18 protein-coding genes are annotated in these 22,146 nt (G+C 39.0%); 7 read left to right on the forward strand and 11 right to left on the reverse strand.

Translation table 11 applies throughout. The features are described 5' to 3' along the window. Nucleotides 1–146 precede the first annotated feature (146 nt). The gene (locus V8V91_RS02275) at nucleotides 147–689 is read right to left on the reverse strand and encodes a class I SAM-dependent methyltransferase (RefSeq protein WP_373398570.1); all 543 of its coding nucleotides are present in this window, start codon (nucleotides 687–689) and stop codon (nucleotides 147–149) included. 78 nt (nucleotides 690–767) lie between these two features. Between V8V91_RS02275 and V8V91_RS02280 the strand changes: the two genes are divergently transcribed. Next, entirely contained in the window at nucleotides 768–2,783 is a 2,016-nt protein-coding gene (locus V8V91_RS02280; RefSeq protein ID WP_373398571.1) for an LTA synthase family protein, read from the forward strand. On the opposite strand, the gene V8V91_RS02285 is transcribed toward V8V91_RS02280, so the two are convergent. Genes V8V91_RS02285 through V8V91_RS02315 form a run of 7 tightly spaced genes read right to left on the reverse strand, consistent with a single transcriptional unit; the run spans nucleotide 2,780 to nucleotide 8,527 of the window. Further along, nucleotides 2,780–3,961, reverse strand: a complete 1,182-nt coding sequence (locus V8V91_RS02285) for a hypothetical protein (RefSeq protein WP_373398572.1) — start codon at nucleotides 3,959–3,961, stop codon at nucleotides 2,780–2,782. The genes V8V91_RS02280 and V8V91_RS02285 overlap by 4 nt on opposite strands. Nucleotides 3,962–3,992: 31 nt before the next feature. Next, nucleotides 3,993–4,691, reverse strand: coding sequence for a YaiO family outer membrane beta-barrel protein (locus V8V91_RS02290; RefSeq protein WP_373398573.1), 699 nt, complete (start codon nucleotides 4,689–4,691; stop codon nucleotides 3,993–3,995). Further along, a complete protein-coding gene (locus V8V91_RS02295) occupies nucleotides 4,688–5,197 on the reverse strand; it encodes a tetratricopeptide repeat protein (protein ID WP_373398574.1) in 510 nt (169 codons plus the stop codon). The genes V8V91_RS02290 and V8V91_RS02295 overlap by 4 nt, the downstream gene beginning before the upstream one ends. Before the next feature lie 3 nt (nucleotides 5,198–5,200). Beyond that, a complete protein-coding gene (locus V8V91_RS02300) occupies nucleotides 5,201–6,661 on the reverse strand; it encodes a glycosyltransferase family 2 protein (protein WP_373398575.1) in 1,461 nt (486 codons plus the stop codon). Then, nucleotides 6,654–7,475 (reverse strand): hypothetical protein, encoded by an 822-nt coding sequence (locus V8V91_RS02305; RefSeq protein WP_373398576.1) that lies wholly within the window; start codon nucleotides 7,473–7,475, stop codon nucleotides 6,654–6,656. Before V8V91_RS02305 ends, V8V91_RS02300 begins: the two co-directional genes overlap by 8 nt. Continuing rightward, nucleotides 7,472–8,242, reverse strand: coding sequence for a hypothetical protein (locus V8V91_RS02310; protein WP_373398577.1), 771 nt, complete (start codon nucleotides 8,240–8,242; stop codon nucleotides 7,472–7,474). Before V8V91_RS02310 ends, V8V91_RS02305 begins: the two co-directional genes overlap by 4 nt. 3 nt (nucleotides 8,243–8,245) lie before the next feature. Continuing rightward, nucleotides 8,246–8,527, reverse strand: coding sequence for a response regulator transcription factor (locus tag V8V91_RS02315; RefSeq protein WP_373400598.1), 282 nt, complete (start codon nucleotides 8,525–8,527; stop codon nucleotides 8,246–8,248). Between the two features lie 306 nt (nucleotides 8,528–8,833). On the opposite strand from V8V91_RS02315, the gene V8V91_RS02320 reads away from it, so the two are divergent. From V8V91_RS02320 to V8V91_RS02340, 5 genes are all read left to right on the forward strand, one after another. Further along, the gene (locus V8V91_RS02320; RefSeq protein ID WP_373398578.1) at nucleotides 8,834–10,528 is read left to right on the forward strand and encodes an amidohydrolase family protein; all 1,695 of its coding nucleotides are present in this window, start codon (nucleotides 8,834–8,836) and stop codon (nucleotides 10,526–10,528) included. A gap of 4 nt (nucleotides 10,529–10,532) precedes the next feature. Further along, entirely contained in the window at nucleotides 10,533–11,918 is a 1,386-nt protein-coding gene (locus V8V91_RS02325) for an amidohydrolase family protein (RefSeq protein ID WP_373398579.1), read from the forward strand. 22 nt (nucleotides 11,919–11,940) lie between these two features. Then, the gene (locus V8V91_RS02330; RefSeq protein WP_373398580.1) at nucleotides 11,941–13,242 is read left to right on the forward strand and encodes an amidohydrolase family protein; all 1,302 of its coding nucleotides are present in this window, start codon (nucleotides 11,941–11,943) and stop codon (nucleotides 13,240–13,242) included. An 85-nt stretch (nucleotides 13,243–13,327) separates the two neighbouring features. Next, nucleotides 13,328–14,491: an NlpC/P60 family protein gene (locus tag V8V91_RS02335; RefSeq protein WP_373398581.1), complete on the forward strand. Its 1,164-nt coding sequence runs from the start codon at nucleotides 13,328–13,330 to the stop codon at nucleotides 14,489–14,491. Next, nucleotides 14,484–16,589, forward strand: coding sequence for a M28 family peptidase (locus V8V91_RS02340; RefSeq protein ID WP_373398582.1), 2,106 nt, complete (start codon nucleotides 14,484–14,486; stop codon nucleotides 16,587–16,589). Before V8V91_RS02335 ends, V8V91_RS02340 begins: the two co-directional genes overlap by 8 nt. A 302-nt stretch (nucleotides 16,590–16,891) precedes the next feature. Here V8V91_RS02340 and V8V91_RS02345 read toward each other — a convergent pair whose 3' ends face one another. The 3 genes from V8V91_RS02345 to V8V91_RS02355 form a co-directional block, all read right to left on the reverse strand. Next, the gene (locus V8V91_RS02345) at nucleotides 16,892–18,460 is read right to left on the reverse strand and encodes a S8 family serine peptidase (protein WP_373398583.1); all 1,569 of its coding nucleotides are present in this window, start codon (nucleotides 18,458–18,460) and stop codon (nucleotides 16,892–16,894) included. 100 nt (nucleotides 18,461–18,560) lie between these two features. Next, entirely contained in the window at nucleotides 18,561–19,472 is a 912-nt protein-coding gene (locus V8V91_RS02350) for a helix-turn-helix transcriptional regulator (RefSeq protein WP_373398584.1), read from the reverse strand. A gap of 486 nt (nucleotides 19,473–19,958) precedes the next feature. Then, the gene (locus V8V91_RS02355; RefSeq protein ID WP_373398585.1) at nucleotides 19,959–20,348 is read right to left on the reverse strand and encodes an endonuclease domain-containing protein; all 390 of its coding nucleotides are present in this window, start codon (nucleotides 20,346–20,348) and stop codon (nucleotides 19,959–19,961) included. Nucleotides 20,349–20,558: 210 nt separating this feature from the next. Between V8V91_RS02355 and V8V91_RS02360 the strand changes: the two genes are divergently transcribed. Then, nucleotides 20,559–22,145 (forward strand): ArnT family glycosyltransferase, encoded by a 1,587-nt coding sequence (locus V8V91_RS02360; protein ID WP_373398586.1) that lies wholly within the window; start codon nucleotides 20,559–20,561, stop codon nucleotides 22,143–22,145. The last annotated feature ends 1 nt before the right edge of the window (nucleotide 22,146 follow it).

Consider the following 22,146-nt stretch of genomic DNA (forward strand, 5'->3'; position numbering starts at 1 on the left):
AAGATCGGATGAGCGAAACTAATTCTGGATAAAAATGCCTCCAGTCTTCTGGGTACATTTCCTGAATGATCAAATCTGGGTAAAAGAAGGACCTTTTCTTTTTCCTGCACATTTCCAAAAGGGCTGTCTTCAGGATATCCATTTTATTAATTACAAATCATTACAAATGCCGGAGGCAAATTCTTTAAAGTAAAACTTGACTTCACAGAACTGAAATGTTTTTTGAATAGACCTTTCAATAAATAAGAATAACATATCTGAATAAAATATCCGCTGCTGCTTAGTGCACTTCTGCTTTGTCTTAAAATTTCATCTCTAATTTCAGGTGAGATAAAACTAAAAGGCAAGGAAGAAAAAATATAATCCACCTTTTTCCCCTCTAAATACAAGTGAATATTCTCAGCAGAATCATTGATGATTTTCACATTTTCTTGAGGAAATTGCTTTTTCATGGCATCACAAAAAGAAGTGCTGATTTCAAATACCAATAATTCAGCATCGGGTGCCAACCGGTCCACAATTCCTTGTGTAATGCTTCCGTCTCCACCTCCCATTTCAACAATGAGTTTTGCATCTGAAAGATCAGAATAAGAAAGCATTTTATTTACTAGCGATTTTGAACTAAAAGTCAACGCACCAGTAGTGCTCAAATTGCTGTAAAGTTCAAATAGAAGATCTGTTTTACTCATATAATTGATTTGACAGGTTGAAGATACCCGATTTTGCCCTATCTTTTCAGTCTTCACTCAAAAAGTTATAGATCAATTATGGCCCAAAAAGCCGAAATCAGGTCCAATTTACCCCTGAAAATTCAAACCACCCTAAGATTCTTCTGGGGGATGGGAATTGTCTTTTTATTTCTAATGCTGATTATCAGGATTTTAGAATTAAAATTAGTATTTGACAACCACCTGTTAAATTTCGAAATATCTGATGTTATCCTAGGAAGCTTATTGGAGGATGTAGGTTGGTACCTCTATTTTATGGGCTTACTGTTGATGGTGCATCTAGTAGTTAGTTTGTTTTCACCAAAGCTTGGAAGAGGATTAACTCTATTGATTTTTGTATTGACCATTATTATCCATGTGGCACTAATAAGTTACTTTCTAAAAACGCTATTGCCACTAGGAAGTGATGTTTATGCCTACAGTATGGATGACCTACTAGCTACCGTGCAGGCCTCAGGACAATTAAACTTCCTTACTGTTTTCCTAGGCATAGTTGGAGCCATCCTACTAGGACTGATCCTGTCCTTGGGTTACCGATTCATCAAACTATCGCTTAAATCTTATTTGGTTGTCAGTGGGCTTACGTATGTATTTATTTTCTTTTATGTGTTCTTCCCGATCACAGATACCAGCTCCGCAAATGAGAATAAAAGCAATGTGCAGGTAAACAAAACTCATTTCTTAACGCAAGCTTCATTCAATTACTTCATGTTTGATGACAATTATTACTTTGATTTTTACCTAAGGCCTTCTGGCAATGATCTAGTGGTCAAAAAAGATTATTTTGATGATATCTATCCCTTTTTGCATCGTGCAGAATATCCAGATGTATTAAGTCCTTATTTTGATAGCTTGGAGTCCAAACCGGATATCGTGTTCATTTTATTCGAAAGTTTAGGAAGAGCCTATTCGGGTAGGGATGCCTATTTGGGAAGCTTCACTCCTTTCTTAGACTCTTTGGCCGAATCCAGTTTAGTATGGGAAAATGCCATTTCATCTACAGGTAGAACATTTGGAATACTCCCTGGGACCATGGCCGGTTTGCCTTTTGGGAAAAATGGGTTTTTGGAGTTTTCTCCCAACTATCCTCATCATGAGACCATTCTTAGTATTTTAAAAGAGAATGGCTACGAATTGAATTTCTTTATTGGAGCAGATCAAAACTTCGATAATGAAGGGAGTTTCCTGAATTATCAAGAAGTGGATTTAATAGTGGATCAACAAAGTTATGGTCCTGAATATGAAAAAACACCTTCTGAATCTGGCTTTTCATGGGGATACCCCGATAAGGCCATGTTTTCTAATGGGCTAAGCAAATTACCCCCATCCGATGAATCTCCTCAATTGCGTATTTTTCAGACCCAGACCTCTCATGACCCTTATATCGTTCCCAATCCAGAAATCTATCAACCTAAACTGCGAAATTACTTATCGAATGAACTAGGTTTTAGCGATTCCAAAGTCAGTGACTATCTATCCTACGAGAATATTTATATGACTTTGCTATATGCGGATGATGCAGTTCGGGATTTCTTCCATGAATATAAAAAAAGGCCCGAGTTTGAGAATACCATCTTCATCATCACAGGTGACCACCGGCTACCTGAAATCCCAATGGCTACTCGTCTGGATCGCTTCAGAGTACCTTTGATTATCTATTCACCAAAACTCAAGGGGCCAGAATCATTTAAAGGTGTGGTTTCCCACTGGGAAATTACCCCTTCTATTTTATCCTTCCTCGAAAAACAGGTGAATGTAACCCTACCTGAAGAACTGATCTGGCAAGGCCAGGTATTGGACACGGCTACCACATTCCAGTCCAATATTGCCATGCCTTTGATGAGAAATAAAAACCAATTACTCGATTACATTCATGGAGAATATTTCTTGTCAGATGGTCAATTATTCATCGTAACAGATGGATTGAATATTGATCCTATAGTAGATACTCAAAATCTCAATAGGATGACGGGAGAATTTGAAGAGTTTAAAAACAGGAATAATTACCTAATCCAAACCAATAAGTTGCTTCCCGAAGATCTTCCTGAAAATTAATTTTTGGAAGTATAGGCATCTTCCAGAATTTTCGAAGTAAGAGGATAATAATAGTTCCAGAAAAAGCTCTCTCGGTCGGTATAGTCAGTTACCAAGTGCAGTCCTTTCCAAAAAAATGGAAGTCCTGTAAATTTAGAGGAACCTAAATCTACCCGTAAATCGGAATAATCACCTGCTAGGTAATACAATTTTCCTTTGCCATTATCCTTGACTACAGATGCGGGAAAAAAACGAGGCAATCCCATACTTCTCAATTTTTCCAACCCTTCGGACGTAGGATTGATATCGTAATAGGAAATAACTTTGTAATCCCGCTCGATCAAAACCACATCAAACCAATCCGGATAGGGCACTACTTCAGGTAGCAATTCACTTAATGGATTGATCCTTTGGGAACGTATTAACGGTATTTTATTTTGGTAATCTTCCTCAAAGGAAAGGCCCTCTATCCTACCATCTTCATGAATGAAAACCAAACCTGGCCCAGAAGGCAACCAATTCCCATCATGTTGTTTTTTGTATTGAAATTTAATCCAATTGGGCACATCGGTATTCAATAATGTGTCCATTTCATCAAAATACCTACCAATCCAGCCTGTCCACTGAATGCCCATTATGTTTTCAAATTCGGTCCTATTTTCCTTGGATGTAGGGCTTGCCATGGTATTGAATTCAGCTACAAGGGTTTTCTCCTTATTTTTTGCCTCACGTATCAATTCAATATCTTTCTCATCCAACCCTCCATAGATTTTCTTGGGAACTAACGTGATCGAATTATTTTCCTCTTGTTCAGTCGCCTCCATTACCCCATAGGTATCCGTTATGAAAACCAAATCCAGGTTTGATACTTTATCCTGAATCATTTGGGATGAATAGTTGGAAAGATCTTTAACTTCTGGTTTGGGCTTCTCTCCAGCAGGATAATAACCCAAATAATCCACCTTCCTATCGTAAAAAGTCTGATCCCTTTTTGTGTATTTCTGATGGTTTAAAACCCAAAACAAACTGCTATGTTCTACCAAGCCAGGCCCTAAAACTGTCTTATCAATGATCAATAAATTCAGGTTTCTTTTAGGATAAAATTCCCAAATCCCATAACTAATCAATGGAAACAACACAAAGATGCCAATAATAGGCAATGCGCGCTTGAGATAGATTTTTAATTCTTCTGAGATCATATGAGAGTTCCTTAAAATCTATATTCCAAACCTAAAGTGAAATTGAGGTCATTCCGAAATTATCCGTACTGATTTCATCCTTGCTATATCCTGTGTAAGCAGAAATCAGAAATCGAGGACTGATCAATTGTTGGTACCCTAACCTAGCACGATAAGAGTTCAATAATTGACTCTGATCTCTATTTTCCTCATCTGGAGATACTCCAGAACTTAATTGAATACTGAAGAAGTCCTCAGCAGTTTTGAAATAATACCTAGCTTGAAAATTAGCCGATGTACTCACCTTTCCATCATAAGGAATGACGTTCGCGCGTAAGTTCAACCACCAGTTTCCTACATATTTACCCAATGATCCTGTGATGATATGGGTCGCTTCTGAGAATCCCAGGTAACGATAGCCACCTTCTAGCTCCCAGGCTTTGTTCAAATTGAAATAGATGGAAGTTCCAAATCGAAATTTGGGAAAGAAACTTGCCCCTGATCCTCCAATATTGATATAGGCATAAGCTTTTTCGCCTAATGAAGGGTAAGCATCCAGTTCAAATAGCGTTCCTTGAGAATCAAATCTTGAAGATTGAGTTACTCTTGTTATCAAGGATCCCGTCAATTTGGTTCGTGTTCTTCCATAAAATGAAAAGGTATTCCATGGAGAAATGGCACCATTGAAATTATCGTAATCATAAGTGACACCCACAGCATTGGTCCTTCTCAGTCGCTGCAGGTTATTCATATATCCCAGTAATCCCTCTTGATTATAATCCTTTTCAAAAGCTCCTCTGCAATTTCATATGCTTCATCATAAGACTCCCTGAAATAATATAGGCGAGACTCTTTGTACTTCAAATTATCAGGTAACCCTTCATTGAAGTTGGATTTAGCTTTAGCAAGAACTTCATCAGCTTGATCATAGTCTCCTGCCCACATCAAATTATCCAAATACGCTGAATATCCATCAGAATAAATGGGTGATGCAATGATGGCACGTTCTAAGTAAATAGAGGCAGAATCATTTTTTCCCTCCCAAGCATAACTTCTTCCTACTAGAATCAAAATATCTGCGTAGTCAGGATATTTTTCTAAAGCCCTAAAAGCAATTTTTCTTCCCTCCTGGTATTTTTTGTCAAATATGAGTGTTCTTGCTTCTTTCAGTAGCTCATCAGGGTCGAATGAATCCTGGGCCATCAGTGAACCAAAACTTAAAAATGCAAGAAGAAGTAGGGATACATTTTTTTTCATGGATTAAACATTCGTTTCTGGTTCAAATTTCTTTCGATCTTCAGATTTTTTAAATCCAGTCCGGATCATCTGGCCCCATCCTCCTTTACCTTTGATAAAGTCAATATGGCCCCTCAATCCCCATAAGACTACCTTTGGATGAATGATAAATGGTTCAATTAATACGGTGAATATTAATTTATTGAGGTCCTTTCTATCCTTGTAATTGTGAAATGCGATTTGTTCATATAAAATGCTGAACGAGGAAACCAATAAGGAAAGCAGGTACAGCATGGAATACAATGCGATGAAATAGAAGGCGCTGAAATCACCAATAACGATCAAAGTCAAGGTATAGAGTACACCCAAAAGCTCCACAATAGGTGCAAATTTTTCAAATGCACTCCAATAGGGATAAGAAAGTACCCCCAACACTCCATACCTTGGATTCAGTTTTACCACCTTATGAAGTTGTAAGGTTTCAATGGTTCCTCGAATCCATCGGTTTCTCTGACGGGACAAAACAGACACATCTTCAGGCACTTCTGTCCAACATAATGGATCAGGTACAAAACCCACTTTATAAGGGATTTTACGTTCTTCCATGTACCGACGCATCCTTACCACTAATTCCATGTCCTCTCCCACAGTTTTGGGGAAATAACCTCCTACGGCTAATACCAAATCTCTTTTAAAAAATCCAAAAGCACCAGAAATCAGCATAAGACCATTAATTCTGGTCCATGCCATCCTTCCCATCAAAAATGCCCTGAAATATTCTATCACCTGAAATCTTCCTAGGAGGGTATTTGGTATTCGATAGTTGGTTACGGTGCCATCTTGAACATCACAGTTATTTGCAATACCGATGGCGCCCCCTACTGCAATTACTTTTCTGTTGGTCTCCTCCATAAATGGTCTGACCATTCTGGTAAGTGACTCATGGGAAAGAATACAATCCACATCGATACAGGAAATGATTTCCATGGAAGCCAAATTGATTCCAGAATTTAATGCATCGGCCTTTCCCCCATTTTCCTTATCGATGACCAACAGTTTGCTAAAAGATTCATTTTTAGATTTATAAACACCTTTTACAGGTTTACATTCAATTTGGTAATTGTATGCGTAATTGGTTTTAACCAACTCGAATGCATCAATCAACTTTTGAAGGGTATCGTCTTTCGAACCATCGTTGATGATGATCACTTCAAATTTCCCATAGTGCAAGGACATTAAACTCTTTGCATTCTGTACGATATTTTGGGCTTCATTATAAGCCGGTGCCACGATGGAAACTCCTGGAGCTATAGGGGAAGTAATAATATCTTGATAATCAGCAAAGCGATTTCTACGTAAATGATCCCTTAACTCCAAGGCACTCAAAAACATGGTAGTCAGGTAAATAATGATTACCGAAAAACTCACTACTAGGAAAAAAACTCCTAATACCTCCAATAGAAAATAAAATAGGAAACTATACATGCTGTAAAAGTGGGTCTACAAGGTGAGCATGTATTTGGTTCAATTCCAAGTCATTTGATTTGGAGATATAATCCTGATACATGGATTGATCCAGCTTCATTAGATTTTCTAAGAATAGCATCTTCAATTGAAAATTGGGTTGTTCATTTAATAGCTCAATTAAAATGTGGGCCGACACTTGATCCCCAATCACCCCAGAAGCTTTTGCTGCGGCTACGACAAGATCTGGGTTTTCCGACCTCAGACATTGATTGACGAAAGTTGCCTCCGTATGAATCCCAATGATTTGATAGGTTTTTAAAATCTCTATTTTTTCTACATCATCTACATTTGGGGCAAGCTCTGCTAATTGTCCTACCAATTCAACCCGACCAAGCATTCTTACCAACTTGTATCCAAATAGTCTGATAGTTTGATTTTCACCATAAAATAGGGTGTCTATTTTCAAAGACTTTTGAATATGTAAGTATTTAATTATCCGCAAATAATTCATCTGCTGCCACCTGGATAATGGGTAGGACTGTTTTTTAATCGTGGATAAATCAACTTTTTCAGACAAATTTAACAGCGTTGCGATGGATTGAGAACGGATGTAAAAGTTGGAAGCATTAGTCAACTCCCTCACCTGCGGCAAGGCTTCCACCAGGTCCATTTCATTGATTTCCACCAAACCTCTAGTCACTATATCCCATCTTTTACTGTTAAGGTTTTGAATGGAAATAACATCCAATTTAAATTTCTTGTAAAGTGATTTTAGCTTATCCTTAAAATCCCCTTTCATCTTTTTATTCAAAGAGATGATTTTTTCAATCAATACTTCTTTAAATAGTTTTTCTTAAAATCCTTTTCTGGGAAAATGGTGTAAATATCAGCATCACTCATTGATTCGATCTCCTCTTCCGATTTTTCAAAAAGGACTTCCGATAATGGACCGATGATCTGAGCTTCATATTTATCTTTTAAAGCTTCGATTTTGGAATGTCTGGTTTTGATCACCACCATGAAAAGAATCATTCCAATGGCCATGATTAAAAAGAATACGATTAAACTTACTACGATCACTAATTTGTAATCAGAGAAAAAGTGAAATCTATATTTTACCATGGGTTCATAGGGAATCAAATTGGCCAACATCACCAACTCATCCCCTACTTCAGGGCTTGATTCAGGAATAAAAATATCCTGATTTCTCCAAAGGTTACTTACATAATCTTGGGTAGCTTGGAAGTCCGAAATTTCTTCATAAACCAAAAACTCTGGTTGAAGCATGGGGGGATCAGCCGAAAGGTATCCTGCCCCAGCAGCATACCAAGAAGAGAAATTAGGATAGGCTTTTGAAACCCAGGTTGTATTATCAAGTTGACTGAATTGAAAGGTAGAATCTGCCAATAAGGCTTCATAACCTTCTTTCAATTCCAATTTAAACCTGTATTCCAAAGAAGGAATTTCTTCTTGTTGTTCTAAAAACTTAAAAAAGCTGGTGGAATCCCTATAGGGTAAACTGTCTTGGGCATAAGACTCTCCAAGACTGATCGTATATACAAGAACAATACATAAACCTAGCGTAAAGAGTTTTCCCATATATTACCTAATAATACGTTTTACCCGAATTGCTAATTCATTGGGATTAAAAGGCTTTGGAATAAAATCAGCCACGCCGAGGTTAAATGCTTCCAATACAATTTTTTCCTCTTCACCTAAAGAACTCAATACAATGATGGGAGTGTCTGGTTTATTTTTTCTTGCATAGTGAATGATTTCAATGCCACTCTTAAAGGGCATCATCACATCTGTAATGATTAAATCTGGATCAAAACTTTCAATAGCTTTGGTCCCTTCATTACCGTCTTGAACAAGATGAGTGATATACCCATCTTTTTAATCAATCAACCCACTAAGCTAGAAATCAATAAATCATCCTCAATAATCAGGATTTTTTTCATAATAATCAGGGTGAACTGGTGCTTAAAGATAACATACTACAACTAATTACAATAAGGATTTACCATTCAAATATTTTTTTCAAACGGTGAATGTATTTAGAGTTTAAGAAATAGTATTTCAAACACCTTGAATAGCCATTAATCAAAAAAATAGCTACAAAAAATAATTAACAAAGGATTCTGTGAAGCCTTTTGTTAGCTTGCTAGATATGTTTAACCATCAATCAATATGAAAAAAACACTACTAAAAGCAGGTGTTCTAGGTTTATTGGTCGCTGGATGGTTTTCTACCAACTCTCTTTATGCACAAAGTGATCCTACAGGTAAAAAACCCGTCACCAGCACCTATGCAATTACAAACGCAACAGTAATCACGGCACCTGGCTCATCTGGAACGAAAGCTACGGTTCTGATTAAGGACGGAGTCATTCAAGGAGTAGGCTCCAACTTGAACATACCCTCAGAAGCCCAAGTTATCGCAGGAGATTCACTATTCATTTACCCTGGATTTATCGATGGAGGAAGTGATGCAGGAATTACTGCACCTAAAGATCCGGAAAGACCTAAAGATTTTGTATCATCAAATCCTCCAGATGAAATTGCAGGGATAACTCCCTGGAGATCTGCCGTGGATCAGTTTGCCGCAGATGATAAAAGTGTAGAAGATTTCAGAAAAGCTGGTTTTACAGTGGCTCAGATTTTACCGGATGGTGGAATGATAGCCGGAAAAGCTGCAGTGGTGGTTTTCGGTTCTGAATATTCTACCAACATCTTGAAAACAAATACTGCCTTGGTCTCTAGTTTTAGAGGCGCCAGAGGAATGTACCCTGGCACTGCTGTAGGTGTCATGGCCAAATTTAGAGACATCTTTCAAAACACAAAGTTATCTCAAGGCAGAAGCAATCAATACCAGACAGCTTCTGGAGTAGTAAGACCTGAATTCAATCCTACGTACCAGGCGATGATGGAAGTAATCAATGGGCAAATCCCAGTGATGTATACTGCACCCTCTGAGTTGGAAGTAAGAAGAGCATTGAGCTTACAAAAAGAATTGGGCTTTAAATTGATCCTAACTGGTTTAAATGATTATGCCAATGTGATCGATGTGATTAAAGCCGCAAACGTTCCTGTGTTAATCAGTTTGGAAATTCCAGATGATAAAGCGATCAAAGCTCAAAAAGAAGAGGTAGATGAAGCTACCAAAGCGCAATATTCCAGAGTTCAGGAAGCATATGATAACGCGATCAAGCAAGCTGGCTTATTGGAAGAAGCAGGAGTTCCATTTGCATTCACTACCAAAGGCACCAAATCCGGAGATGTGATGAAGGCTCTTAGCTCAATGATTGAGCATGGACTTAGCGAAGAAGGTGCGTTAGCTGCTTTAACAACTAACGCAGCCAGCGTCTTGGGAATGAGCAGAGTAGCAGGTACCATAGAAAAAGGTAAAATGGCCAATTTGGTAATTACTACTGATCAACTATTTGCAGAAGACAGCCAAATCAAGCATGTGGTGGTTGATGGGTATATTTTTGATTTTGATACCAAACCAAAGAAAAAAGCTAGCAACGGAGATGCTGAAGGTGCTGCCAAAGTTGCAGGCAACTGGAATTACGAGACTGAATCACCTGCTGGAAGTTCTGGAGGTACTTTTGAAATTGTTCAAGATGGATCCAGTTATACGGGTACCATTACCTTGGACAACCCTGCTGGAGCGGGTAAAATAAACACTGATTTAGAAGATATCAATGTCAATGGAAAGAACCTGACATTCTCCTTTAATATCGATGCAGGTGGAAATGAAATTACCATCAATGTATCTGGAGAAGTAGAAGGAGAAAGTTACGATGGCACCATGTCGGTTGCTCAATTCGGTTCATTCCCTTTTACAGCAACACTTAACCCAACCTTAATCGCAATCAAGTAAAGACATGAAAAAATTCAATTATTTTCTTGCTGCTTTGTTGGGACTGAGTATTACTTATGCTTCAGCTCAAACCAAAAAAGGTAGCGTACTGATAAAAAATGCAACCGTATTGACCGTAACTGAAGGAACTCTGGAAAATTCCGATGTTTTGGTTCAAGACGGGATCATCAAACAAGTGGGTCAAAACCTTTCAGCTCCTTCCGGAGTGGAGACGGTGGATGCCACTGGTAAATACCTGATGCCGGGTATCATCGATGCACACTCCCATGTGGCATTAGATGTAGTCAATGAAGCCACTGCTCCAATTGTTGCAGAGGTAAGAATGAGAGATGTAGTGAACCCATTCGAAGTAGGAATCTACAGAGCTTTGGCAGGTGGTGTAACCATCTCCCATGCCATGCATGGTTCTGCCAATGTAGTGGGTGGACAAAACGTTACCTTAAAGCATCGTTGGGGTTCGGAAGATCCGGCTGATATCATCATGCAAGATGCACCAAGAACGATCAAATTTGCATTAGGTGAAAATCCCACTAGAGTGCATGGTAGAGGAAGAGGAATCCAACCAAGAACCAGAATGGGTGTGGAAGCTATCTTAAGAAATGGATTCAACGAAGCGTTACAGTACAAGAAAGCTTGGGAAGATTACAATCAAGCATCCTCTCAAAAAGGAAATACGCAAGTTGCTCCAGAGTACGATGAGCGTCTCCAGACTTTAGTTGATATCCTAGATGGAAAAATCATCATTCACTGTCACTCTTATAGAGCGGATGAAATTTACATGTTGATCAATGTGGCAAGGGACTTTGGTATTGACAAACTGGTTTTCCAGCATACCAATGAAGGCTTTAAAGTAGCCCCTGAAATTGCAGAATATACCATGGGCGCTTCTGTATTTGCAGACTGGTGGGCTTACAAGTTTGAGGTGTACTACTCTACTGCATTCAACGCAGCAATTCTAACTGAGAACGGTGCGATTACTTCCATCAACTCTGATTCCGCTGAATTGATCCGTCACCTATACCATGAAGCTGCAAAAACCCAGCGCTATGGGGGTATGACGGATGAACAGGCGCTTTCTATGATTACGATCAACCCAGCAAGACAATTGGGAATTGCTGACAAAGTAGGTTCTATTGAAGTAGGTAAGCAAGCTGATCTGGTCTTATTTGAAGGTCATCCTTTATCCGTATATGCAGTACCTCAGCAAACCTATGTTGACGGAGTAAAATACTTTGATATCGAAACAGACGAAGATGATCAGCGATTAAGAGTAAGTCCTACTGAAATGGTAGAACCGATCTATATGATTGAGGAAGATCATCAATGTATGCAGGGAACAGAGTTGTATTTCTCTGACATTTCCAAAACTTTATTTAACATCAATTATTAATTCTCCAAAATCAATAGAAGACATGAAAAGAATGACTAAAGCCTTTTTCGCCTTCCTGATGGCCTTTTTGCCACTAATGGCAATGGCTCAGATTGATGGGGAATTTGTAAAACCTCGTACAGGAAAGTTCTTGTTGCAGAATGCAACCGTGGTGACCATCACCAAAGGCACATTATCCAATACTTCGGTATTGGTAGAAGATGGAAAAATTGCCCAAGTGGGAACAAATATCTCCGCAGATGGAGCAGAAGTGATCGATTGCACTGGAATGTTTATCTATCCAGGTATGATTGACAGTGGCACCAGACTAGGTTTGGTGGAAGTAAGCTCGGTAGCAGAAACCAATGATTATTCTGAAGTGGGGAATGTATCTCCTAATATGCAGGCCTTGACCGCAGTCAACCCTAATTCTGAAGCCATCCCGGTTACCCGAGTTTCTGGAGTTACCACAACATTAACGGTTCCTTCAGGCGGATTATTCCCTGGTACTGCTGCATTGATCAATTTAGTAGGATATACTCCGGATCAAATGTATGCTGGTTTCAAGGCTGTTGTGATGAACTTCCCTTCTTCAGCTAGAAGAGGAAGATTTGATAGAAGATCAGACGATGACATCAAAAAGGATAATGAAAAAGCTCTAAAAGAAGCCAATGAGGTTTGGGAAAAAGCAAAGACCTATCATCAGCTTAAAAGTTCAGGCGCTACTTTAGAATACTATCCAGAAATGGATCAGATGGCAAAAGTAATTTCTGGTGAATTACCTATGATGATCGAAGTAAATGCAGCTGGCGACATCCAAAATGCTTTGAAGTGGATTGAAGGTAAAGATGCAAAATTCATCTTCTCGGGTGTAGCGGAAGGATGGAGAGTAGCAGATGAAATTGCCGAAGCAGGAATACCGGTTTTGGCAGGTCCAGTACAAGAACTTCCTACCCGTCAGTCAGATCGTTATGATGCTGCTTACACCAATCCTGGTAAAATGGCGAAGGCTGGTGTGAAAGTCGCGATTAGAACCAACGAAGAAGAAAATGTAAGAAATCTTCCTTTCCATGCTGCTTTTGCAGCTGCTTATGGAATGGGAAAAGAGGAAGCCTGGAAAGCAGTAACCATCTATCCTGCTGAAATCTTCGGTTTATCGGATATGTATGGTTCCGTGGAAGCGGGCAAAGTGGCCAACTTGATCGTTTCTACCGATGATCCATTTGAGACAAAAGCTCAAATTATGCATGTATTCATCAATGGATATAGAATTCCATTATCTAATAGACATATCAGATTATACCAAGAGTTTTTGGAGCGTTCTCCAGGACTTAAGGCAAATTAAGATCTATTATTTCCAATAAAACTATAGTAAGCCCCAACTGTCAGGTTGGGGTTTCTTGTAGTTTTTTTTTGCTTTATATTCCCGCATGAAGAAAAGCTATTCTTTACTGATCCCCCTACTCTCTCTTGCTTTTGCCTGTCAACAAAACCATGACAAAGAAGTACAAGATTTAATTGAATCTTATCGCTCAGAATTGGCTCCAGACAAACGTGTGGCACTCTGGAACATTCAATTCGAAAATGATTCGTTGAAAGGTGAAACAGACCAAATAGCAGGTTTGGGAAACTTTCTTGCCGAATTGAATCAGCAGGAAATCAAATTTGTAAATGCGGTCAATCAATTGCCTGATGAAGGCCTAGGTGATAACACCAAAGCATTGGTGACCATCTCAGTTGCCAATATCAGGAGCAGCCCCAAGCATTCAGCAGAATTGGCTACCCAAGCATTGATGGGTACTCCATTGAATGTATTGAAAGAGTCAGATGGATGGTTTTTGGTGCAAACTCCAGATGGATACTTATCATGGGTAGATCGTGCTGGGATCCAATTGATGAGCCCTGAAGAGTTAGATGAATGGCATGTTCAACCGAAAGTGGTTTATACCAAATTAACTGGCCATGTTTGGACCAGTCCTATGCAAGAAGAAATGGTTTCTGATGTAGTAGCTGGAGATATTTTGACTTTGGAAGGAGAAAATCATAATTACTTGGAAGTTAGCTTACCGGATGGTAGATTAGGCTATATTCCGTCCAGTGAAAGTATGTTGATGGAAGATTGGCTGGCTACCAGAAGTACTAATCCGGATCAATTGATTTCTACCGCCAAGCAAATGCTAGGCGTACCTTATTTGTGGGGAGGCACTTCCATCAAAGGAGTGGATTGTAGTGGGTTCACCAAAACCATTTATTACCTCAATGGACAAGTGATTCCAAGAGATGCATCTCAACAAGTCCATGAAGGAGAAGAAGTAGATACTGATAAAAACTGGGGAAATTTAGAAGTAGGTGACCTCCTATTCTTTGGAGAGAAAGCCACCGAAGATAAAAAAGAGCGAGTGGTCCATGTCGGAATGTGGATTGGAAACAATGAATTCATCCATTCCAGAGGCAGAGTAAGAATCTCAAGTTTTGACCCAAATAGCCCCAATTTCGATGAGTATGAACTCAATCGATACTTAAGAACCAAACGAATTATCAACCAAAAATCTGACGGGGTTATTTCCGTCTCCGAACTTTTAACCAATGAGTAAATTTAAATTCAGCCCCAAGAAATCCTTGGTAGTAGGAACCTTGGCTTTAGCACTTTCTGCTCAAGCTCAAGATGGTTTTTTTCAAAGTCATTTGGAGAAGCAGAAGGCGATTGAAAAAGAGTACCTGGATGCAGTGGATTTTAGCAGTTTCAAGGTACACTTGAAAGAAATTACGAAGAACCCACATATTGCGGGAACTCCAGAAAATGAACTGGTTCAGCAATACATGGCTAAGGTAATGACGGATGCTGGCATGGATACAAAATTGTATCCTTATGACGTATACTTACCCAATCATCCGGGAGAATCCCATTTAGAAATCGTATCTCCAGTGAAAATGACGCTTTCCCAACAAGAAGCGATTTTGGATGAAGATCCCTTTTCTTCGGATAAGCGATTGTACTTAGGGTTCAATGCCTTCTCTGGTTCAGGAGATGTGACCGCAGAAGTGGTATATGTCAATTATGGAACTAGAGAGGACTTTGCGAAACTCAAAGAAATGGGGGTTGACTTGACAGGAAAAGTGGTGATCGCTAGATACGGGGGCAACTTCCGTGGATATAAAGCCAAGTATGCGGAAGAAGCTGGAGCCATTGGGTTAGTGGTCTATACAGATCCGAAAGATAATGGGTATGTGAGAGGAGATGTTTATCCAGATGGTCCTTATTATAATGAAACCACGATCCAAAGAGGTTCTATGTTGACCTTGGACTGGACCGGAGATCCATTGACTCCCAACGAGCCAGCCTTGCCTTTAGACGGGGATAAAAAAGTTAAAAGATTGGATCCCAAAGAGGTGGATTTCCATACCATCCCAGTAACACCTATAGGATATGGTGCTGCCAAAGAAATTTTGTCAAGAATGAAGGGGCAGGCTGTTCCTGAAGCTTGGCAAGGAGGTTTACCATTTGATTATAAAATCGAAGGTGGCTCTGATTTGAAAGTTCGTGTTATGGTAGATCAACCAGTTGATTTTATTCGTGCGAATAATGTGGTTGGTACCTTCAAAGGTTCTAAATATCCTGACGAATGGATCATCTTGGGTGCCCATTTTGATGCATGGAGTTTTGGTGCCACTGATCCTAATTCAGGTACTGCGATGCTACTTACCCTAGCGGAGGCCATCGGCAAATTGGTGAAAGAAGGAAAAGCACCGGAAAGATCTATTATGATTGGACATTGGGATGCAGAAGAGCAAGGAGTGATCGGTTCTACAGAATGGGTAGAGCATATGAGAGATGAATTAAAAGCAAATGCCGTAGCCTATATGAACTTTGATGGCGGAGTGAATGGAAGGAACTTTGGTGCATCTGCTGCTCCTACCTTAAAGAAAATCATCATGGATGCGGCCAAAGATGTAGCTTATCCAGGTTCTTCCAAAACAGTTTATGAAGTTTGGGCAGGAAAAAACAAGGAACCAAGAATGGGTAACTTAGGTGGTGGTTCAGACCATATTGCCTTTTATATGCATGTGGGCGTACCAAGTCTAGGTGGTGGTACTGGAGGAATGACTCCATACCATTCTAACTATGATAATTTCTACTACTACAGCAAATTCGTGGATCCTAGCTTTAAAATGGGTGGAACTGTTGCTCAAGTATTTGGTTTGGTAGCTTTAAGGCTTGCCAATGGAGATGTAATTCCTTATGATGTGCCTCGCTATGCACAGGATCTGAAAGGTCATTTCGAGAACGCTGTGAAGAATGTTCAAACCATTGCTCCGGATTTCCAAGAATTTGATCAGGCAAATGCTGCCTTAGCTCAATTGGAAGCAAGTTCTAAATCCTACCAAAAAGCTTTAGATGCCGCTTTGGCGAAGGGGACAATATCTGATAAAGAATTAAAGAAAATCAATGAGGAATTGATCGGATTAGAGAAAAGCTGGATTGATCCAAAAGGGATGTACTATGGGGAATGGTACAAATCCTTATATGTATGTAACGATCCGTTTTCCGGTTATGCTTCTTGGATCTTACCGGGAATCCAGTATGAGGTAGCGATCAACCGGACCGAAAAATTGGAGGAATGGGATAGCCGATATGCAAAAGCAATATCGAATTTGAGCAAGAAAATAGATAATATTACTAAAGCTCTATAAGATCCGGAACTAATAAGAAAGCCCTGAATAACCAGATTATTCAGGGCTTTTTGCTGTTAATGTAAGTCTTAGAAATTAATTTATTGAAATACGCTATGCTGAAATATAGCTTCCTTCGGTCACTGAAATACGCCTTCGGCGAAATAGTTAATATCTTGGCTTTAGCCATATCTTTATCTCATCTGCGCAGCTATCTTTTACCAATCATATATACTAAGCGAGATACAACTTCCTTTGGTCGCTGAGATACACCCTCAGCTAGATATAATCCCAATGTCAGTTCGAACCTAGTCTAAAACATATCAATAAATACCTAAAGCTGCTCCAGCATTTAAATTTCCCCATCCATATTGTGAACTTCTAGAAGGATATAAATCTGATGTAACTGTCAATTGGTTCAGGATTTGGTCCCTGTTCCAATTTGGATTTTTCGCCCATAATAAGGCTGCAATCCCAGAAGCAGTGGCAGTGGCAACCGATGAACCTCCTACCGTAGAAGGGATATTACCTGACATGGCCAGAGACAAGGGTTTGTTTTCCGAGGTGGAGCGTTCCATGATCACCGTGAAATCTACTTGGGAACCTGAGTGACAGGTATTGCATCGTTGATAGCTTGCCCCTTCTTTGATTCCTGTAACTGCTACAGTTTCAGCCATGGTTGCAGGAAAAATCACTCCATACCAATTGGTAAAGGAAGTGGAAGTGCCTGCTGCTGCAAAAATCAATTTTCCTCGGTTATAAGCATAACGTACCGCATCAGCCACTTTGGAATTAGAGAAAATATCACCAATGGACATACTGATAATTTTCACATCAGCCCTCTTCCCTAACAGTACCAAGGCCTCAGCTACTCCATCTTTTTCATTTCCTGAATTCACGATCACATCGCTGGTTCCTCTGACAGAAATCAAATTGGCATTATAAGCCACTCCCACTGTATTCCCTACCCCATTTCTAGGAGAGGCAATCACCCCTGCCATGGATGTCCCATGCCCGCACTGGTCATTTGGACCATCGTATTTCTTCCACCACCAATACCCCGTTTTATAGGTTCCATATTTTTCAATGCTTCTGCTAACTGATGCCCCGCTTTGAAATGCTGATCCCAGTAAAGGTTGATTTGGTGAAACCCCTGTATCGATCAACCCAATGGTAATATTATCTCCAGTACTTTGAGACCAGGCCTGAGAAACTCCCATTTGAGGGTAATTCCAGGATGCTTTGGCATTTGGTGAAATCGAAGTGTAATCACCAGTAGGTAAGTTGATGGCAGGATCATTCGAACAACCAGAGTCTGAAAAATACCTTGCATCTTGACCCTGATTCAAGAGATTGTAATTGAATTCATAACTCAAAGGCTCAAAATATCTTACCTCTCCCATTTGCCTTAAATTTCGAAGTACTTCTAAACTGGAGACTTTTAATTCCAGATAAGGTAAGTCCTCATGAATGACGGCAATCTCATTTCCCAATCTGAGTTGGGGTGCTCCCTTTTGTTCAAGGGTTTCTGAAATCATTTGTAGAATCTTTTGGGCGGACTCTTGCCAAGCTGGGATTTGAACGGATTCGATACCGATTTTAGCATTGGGAGACTTGATAGACACCGGACTATACCCAATTGTTAAAACCGAATCACTTTGTACCAAGGCACTCCAAATCAACTGATCAGTTTGATTCATCCAGAGAAAGTCGCCCGTCTCTCGTAAAGATTGTAGGATGAGTTGATCGATTTCTGGACTAGTGATAAGTTTCTGCTGCTCTTCCTCAGCCAATTGCTGAGTTAAGTCTGGAGACGAATTTTCCTGTACACAGGAAAAAGTAAAAAGGGCTAAAAAAAGTAGCCCTAAACTGAGTTTTGGCTTATTAATCATCTTTAAAAAGTTTAATTGTTAACTGATAATCAATAAGTTAAAAAATAAAATTAGTTTATTCCAACTACAGGCTCCTTAATTACAGAACTTTATAAATTAATTAATAGGTAACTCGCTCCAACTGTTCTTGTAAATAAGCTTTCAACTCTTCTCCTTCTTCCACTTTAATTTCACCAGGTAATCCCAAAATAAACCGTGCTAAACCAGGTAACTGGGGTACTTCACCTTCAAAATAATATTGATTTCTATTCTTGACATCCATAAATGGGCGTGCATTTGGATGTTCCTCCATCATTAACTGATAGGCCTTTTTGGAGAGTTTCAATCTGACCTTAAACCTGCTTTTCCCAGAAAAACCAAATAGCTGTGCGCCCGGTACCTGATGTTTATTCTCGAATTTCCAGGGCATGGTAGATATCACTACTTCTCCTATTCGTTCGATTTTAAACACTTTCATGGTTTTACTTTCAGGCTCAAAGGCATGGATGCTTTCGTAGGTAGAAGAAAAAGCAACTGGTTCTACCAATCGATCACTGGTGGTATCGCTGCTCAAGGAATAGTAGTCTTTAAGCCATACCTGCGTTTTACTTTGAATTCCCTTACCCAACTCATCCACAAAGCGTCCCAAATTTGCTTTAAATAGCTGTTCTGATCCTTTTTTTATCTCAGATCGCACCTGAAGCTTTTGTAGAATTGAATCGTGCAACAAGTTTCCTTTTCCTTGACTTTCGATCATGGACTTCAGCCATTGGCTCTCCTCCTGGGAGAAGGTACCATAGTTTAGAGTTTGATCAATGCCGGGTCTTTGTTGGATTTTATATTTACTAAACTCTTTGACAACCTCAAAGCCCAAAGCTTCCAACAATTTAAAGTACCGATAGATGGTGCGTTCATCTGTCTCCAGTAACTCGGCTAGTCTGTGAACTGGTTTTCCAATATTCCCTTGAAGGAGGTTAATCAGCTTAAATACCCGTAAGATCTTTTGTTGTTCTATTTTTCCCGCTTGAGCCATTGTTTCAAAATTAAATTTAAAACTAAAGAAAGGACGCTAAGCGAAAAAGTTTTTGACGGTTATTGTCGAAAGAAAACAATCCCCCTAGCCCCCTTGCTAAGGGGGAGTCGTTCCTACAAAAACAATAAGAAAGGATTCATTCAAAGAGTTTACAAAATTCGAATTTTAAATAAGTATTTTGAATTCTATTCAAGGTCTTTAGACATAAAGTCTTATAAGTTAAACATTTAAATATTTCCTAAAATTGATTTTGGAATTCTTAACTAACTTCCCTTTGCTAAGGAAGAGTCGTTCCTACAAAAACATAGAGATAGCTTTCATTCAAAGAGTTTACTGAAGCCATATCATTGAAAAAGTATTTTGAACCCTAATCATAAACTTTAACATGAAGACTTAAATTGTTAGACTTTTAAATATTCCATAAAATTGAATTTGGAATTCTTGACCAACTCCCCTTTGTAAAGGGAGTAAGGGGGATTTTAGAAATCAAAAGAAATAAGTCCGATCAAGCCCTTTTTCCAATTCCAAATCATCTATCAAATTATTCAAAGAATTCAGGACATGTGGCATATGCCTTTTGATCTCTGCATCAGATATCCTAAAAAAACTAAGTCCGTACTCTTCAAGTACTTTTTGCCTTATATTATCTTCCAAAACTGCGTCTTGGTGAACATGGGAATCCCCATCCACTTCAATTACCAAGTCTAATTTCTTACAATAAAAATCAACAATATAGTTTCCTAAAGGCTTCTGTCTATTAAAACTGTACCCTCGAAATTTATTCGTTCTTAATTCCTTCCAAAGCAAAATTTCAGCTAAAGTGGAATGATTTCGTAATTCCCTGGAAAAGTCTTTAAGAGATCTATTATAAGGCAAAAAACATGATTTTAAGATATGAAATTTTATACAATCCCCCTACCCCCTTGCTAAGGGGGAGTTAATTCTGCCCAAAAATTAAAAACTAGCAGACCACTATAATTATTGAATTATAAATCTATATCTATCAAATAGTCTATAAAAGGATAAATTTCAATACTTCAATACCTAGAAGCTTTGGTATACAAAATTCCCTATTTTTAGCCCTACATGAGAACAGACACCTTACTAGATAACAGACAACAAAACCTTCCACTACTCGTAGGAACCTTGTTCTTGGTTGGATTCTGGTGGATAGGGTTTGATGGGATTACCTTTAGTGATGATGTATACTACATCTTGGCGGGAAAGAGCTTTTGGGAAGGAACCATGGAGGTCAATTCTTACCATTTTTCCAGTCGATGGGGAGCATATATCCCCGCTGGTTTGTTGGGACACTTCTTTGGATTGGATCCCCATATCATCTCTGGATTTTCTCTCCTTTGCTACCTGATTACTTTATTGGTTTTGTATAAGGTTTTACCTGATAAAAAATGGGCTTGGATCCTCACGATATGGTTTTGCACGCACGTTTATTTTTTGCATTTTATCACCAAAGTATATCCTGATTCTTCCTTAGTACTCTGGGTCACTAGTATTCCAGTGGTAGCCTGCTACAGAAAAGAACAGCCAATCCTAGCAGGAATTATTCTTGTGCTCGCTCTTTTTGTAGGATTTCTGACAAAAGAAACCATTATTTTCTTTGTTCCATTTGTGGCCCTATTATTTCTCTTTGACCTGAAAAACAAATCCATTCAGTCATCTTTTTATAGCAGCGTAGCTGCCTCTGGACTTCTTTTGGCTAGTCTTTACCTCACCTACTTTTGGATTCAATTTGGAGATCCCTTCTATAGAATTACTTCGATCAATGCAGGACATTATATTTCTGAATACACCTATGCCGATAAAGGTGTAGGGGCAATTATAGAGCGCTTAACCATTACCCCCTTCTCTACTTTTGTAGAGCGTGCCTATTGGCCTTGGTTGGTATTTGCGATTCCAGGAATCTACCAAGGAATGAAGTTCCAGAAATCTTTCAATTTTGAGTTTGCGCTTGCTTTTATTTGCCTTCTTTTGGGGTTCTGGCTGATGAGCTCAACACTGGAATTTTATAACCCTATTTATCTCAATCCAAGGCATTTGATCATTCTTATTCCGATACTTTCCTTCCTCATTACTTTGGGCTGGAATTATTGGCAAAACTCCAGGGTATGGAAAATGGCATTGTTCAGCTTGATGGTTTTGGGAATCATCATTTCGGCCATTCAGGGAGATGCTAAACAAGCCTTATTTTTATGCGCATTGATCCCTGTAATTTGGATTAAAAAAAGAACGGTACAGCTTGCGATTTTGGGAATCGTTTTGGCCTTACCTGCTATATTTTCTATTTATTATCAAAAGCAATTAAAACAATATCAAAATTTAACTGATACTCTAACTGAATTATCCCAATCTACTGATAAAGAGCATATTATTCTTACCAATAACTTCATCTATTTTTCCCGTGAGATTTTATTGCCTGAAAGTAGAGTGAGCCCTATGAAACTCTTCCCTATAGAGTCTTTACAGGAACTGAATAGAGATCTCCCTAAAGGAATTCAGGTCGTCATTTATGAGTACTACAAACATGCATACCCCAAAGAGCAGGCTGATGTGGATCTTCTAGAGAGTTGGCTGAAAATGAAAAACTACCAGTTAGAATCTGAAGAGAAAATCGCAAACCTTTGGATCAGGAAATTTCAATTAGCTACCCAATAGC

The sequence above is a fragment of the Algoriphagus halophilus genome (assembly GCF_041729275.1).
Lineage (GTDB): Bacteria > Bacteroidota > Bacteroidia > Cytophagales > Cyclobacteriaceae > Algoriphagus > Algoriphagus halophilus_A.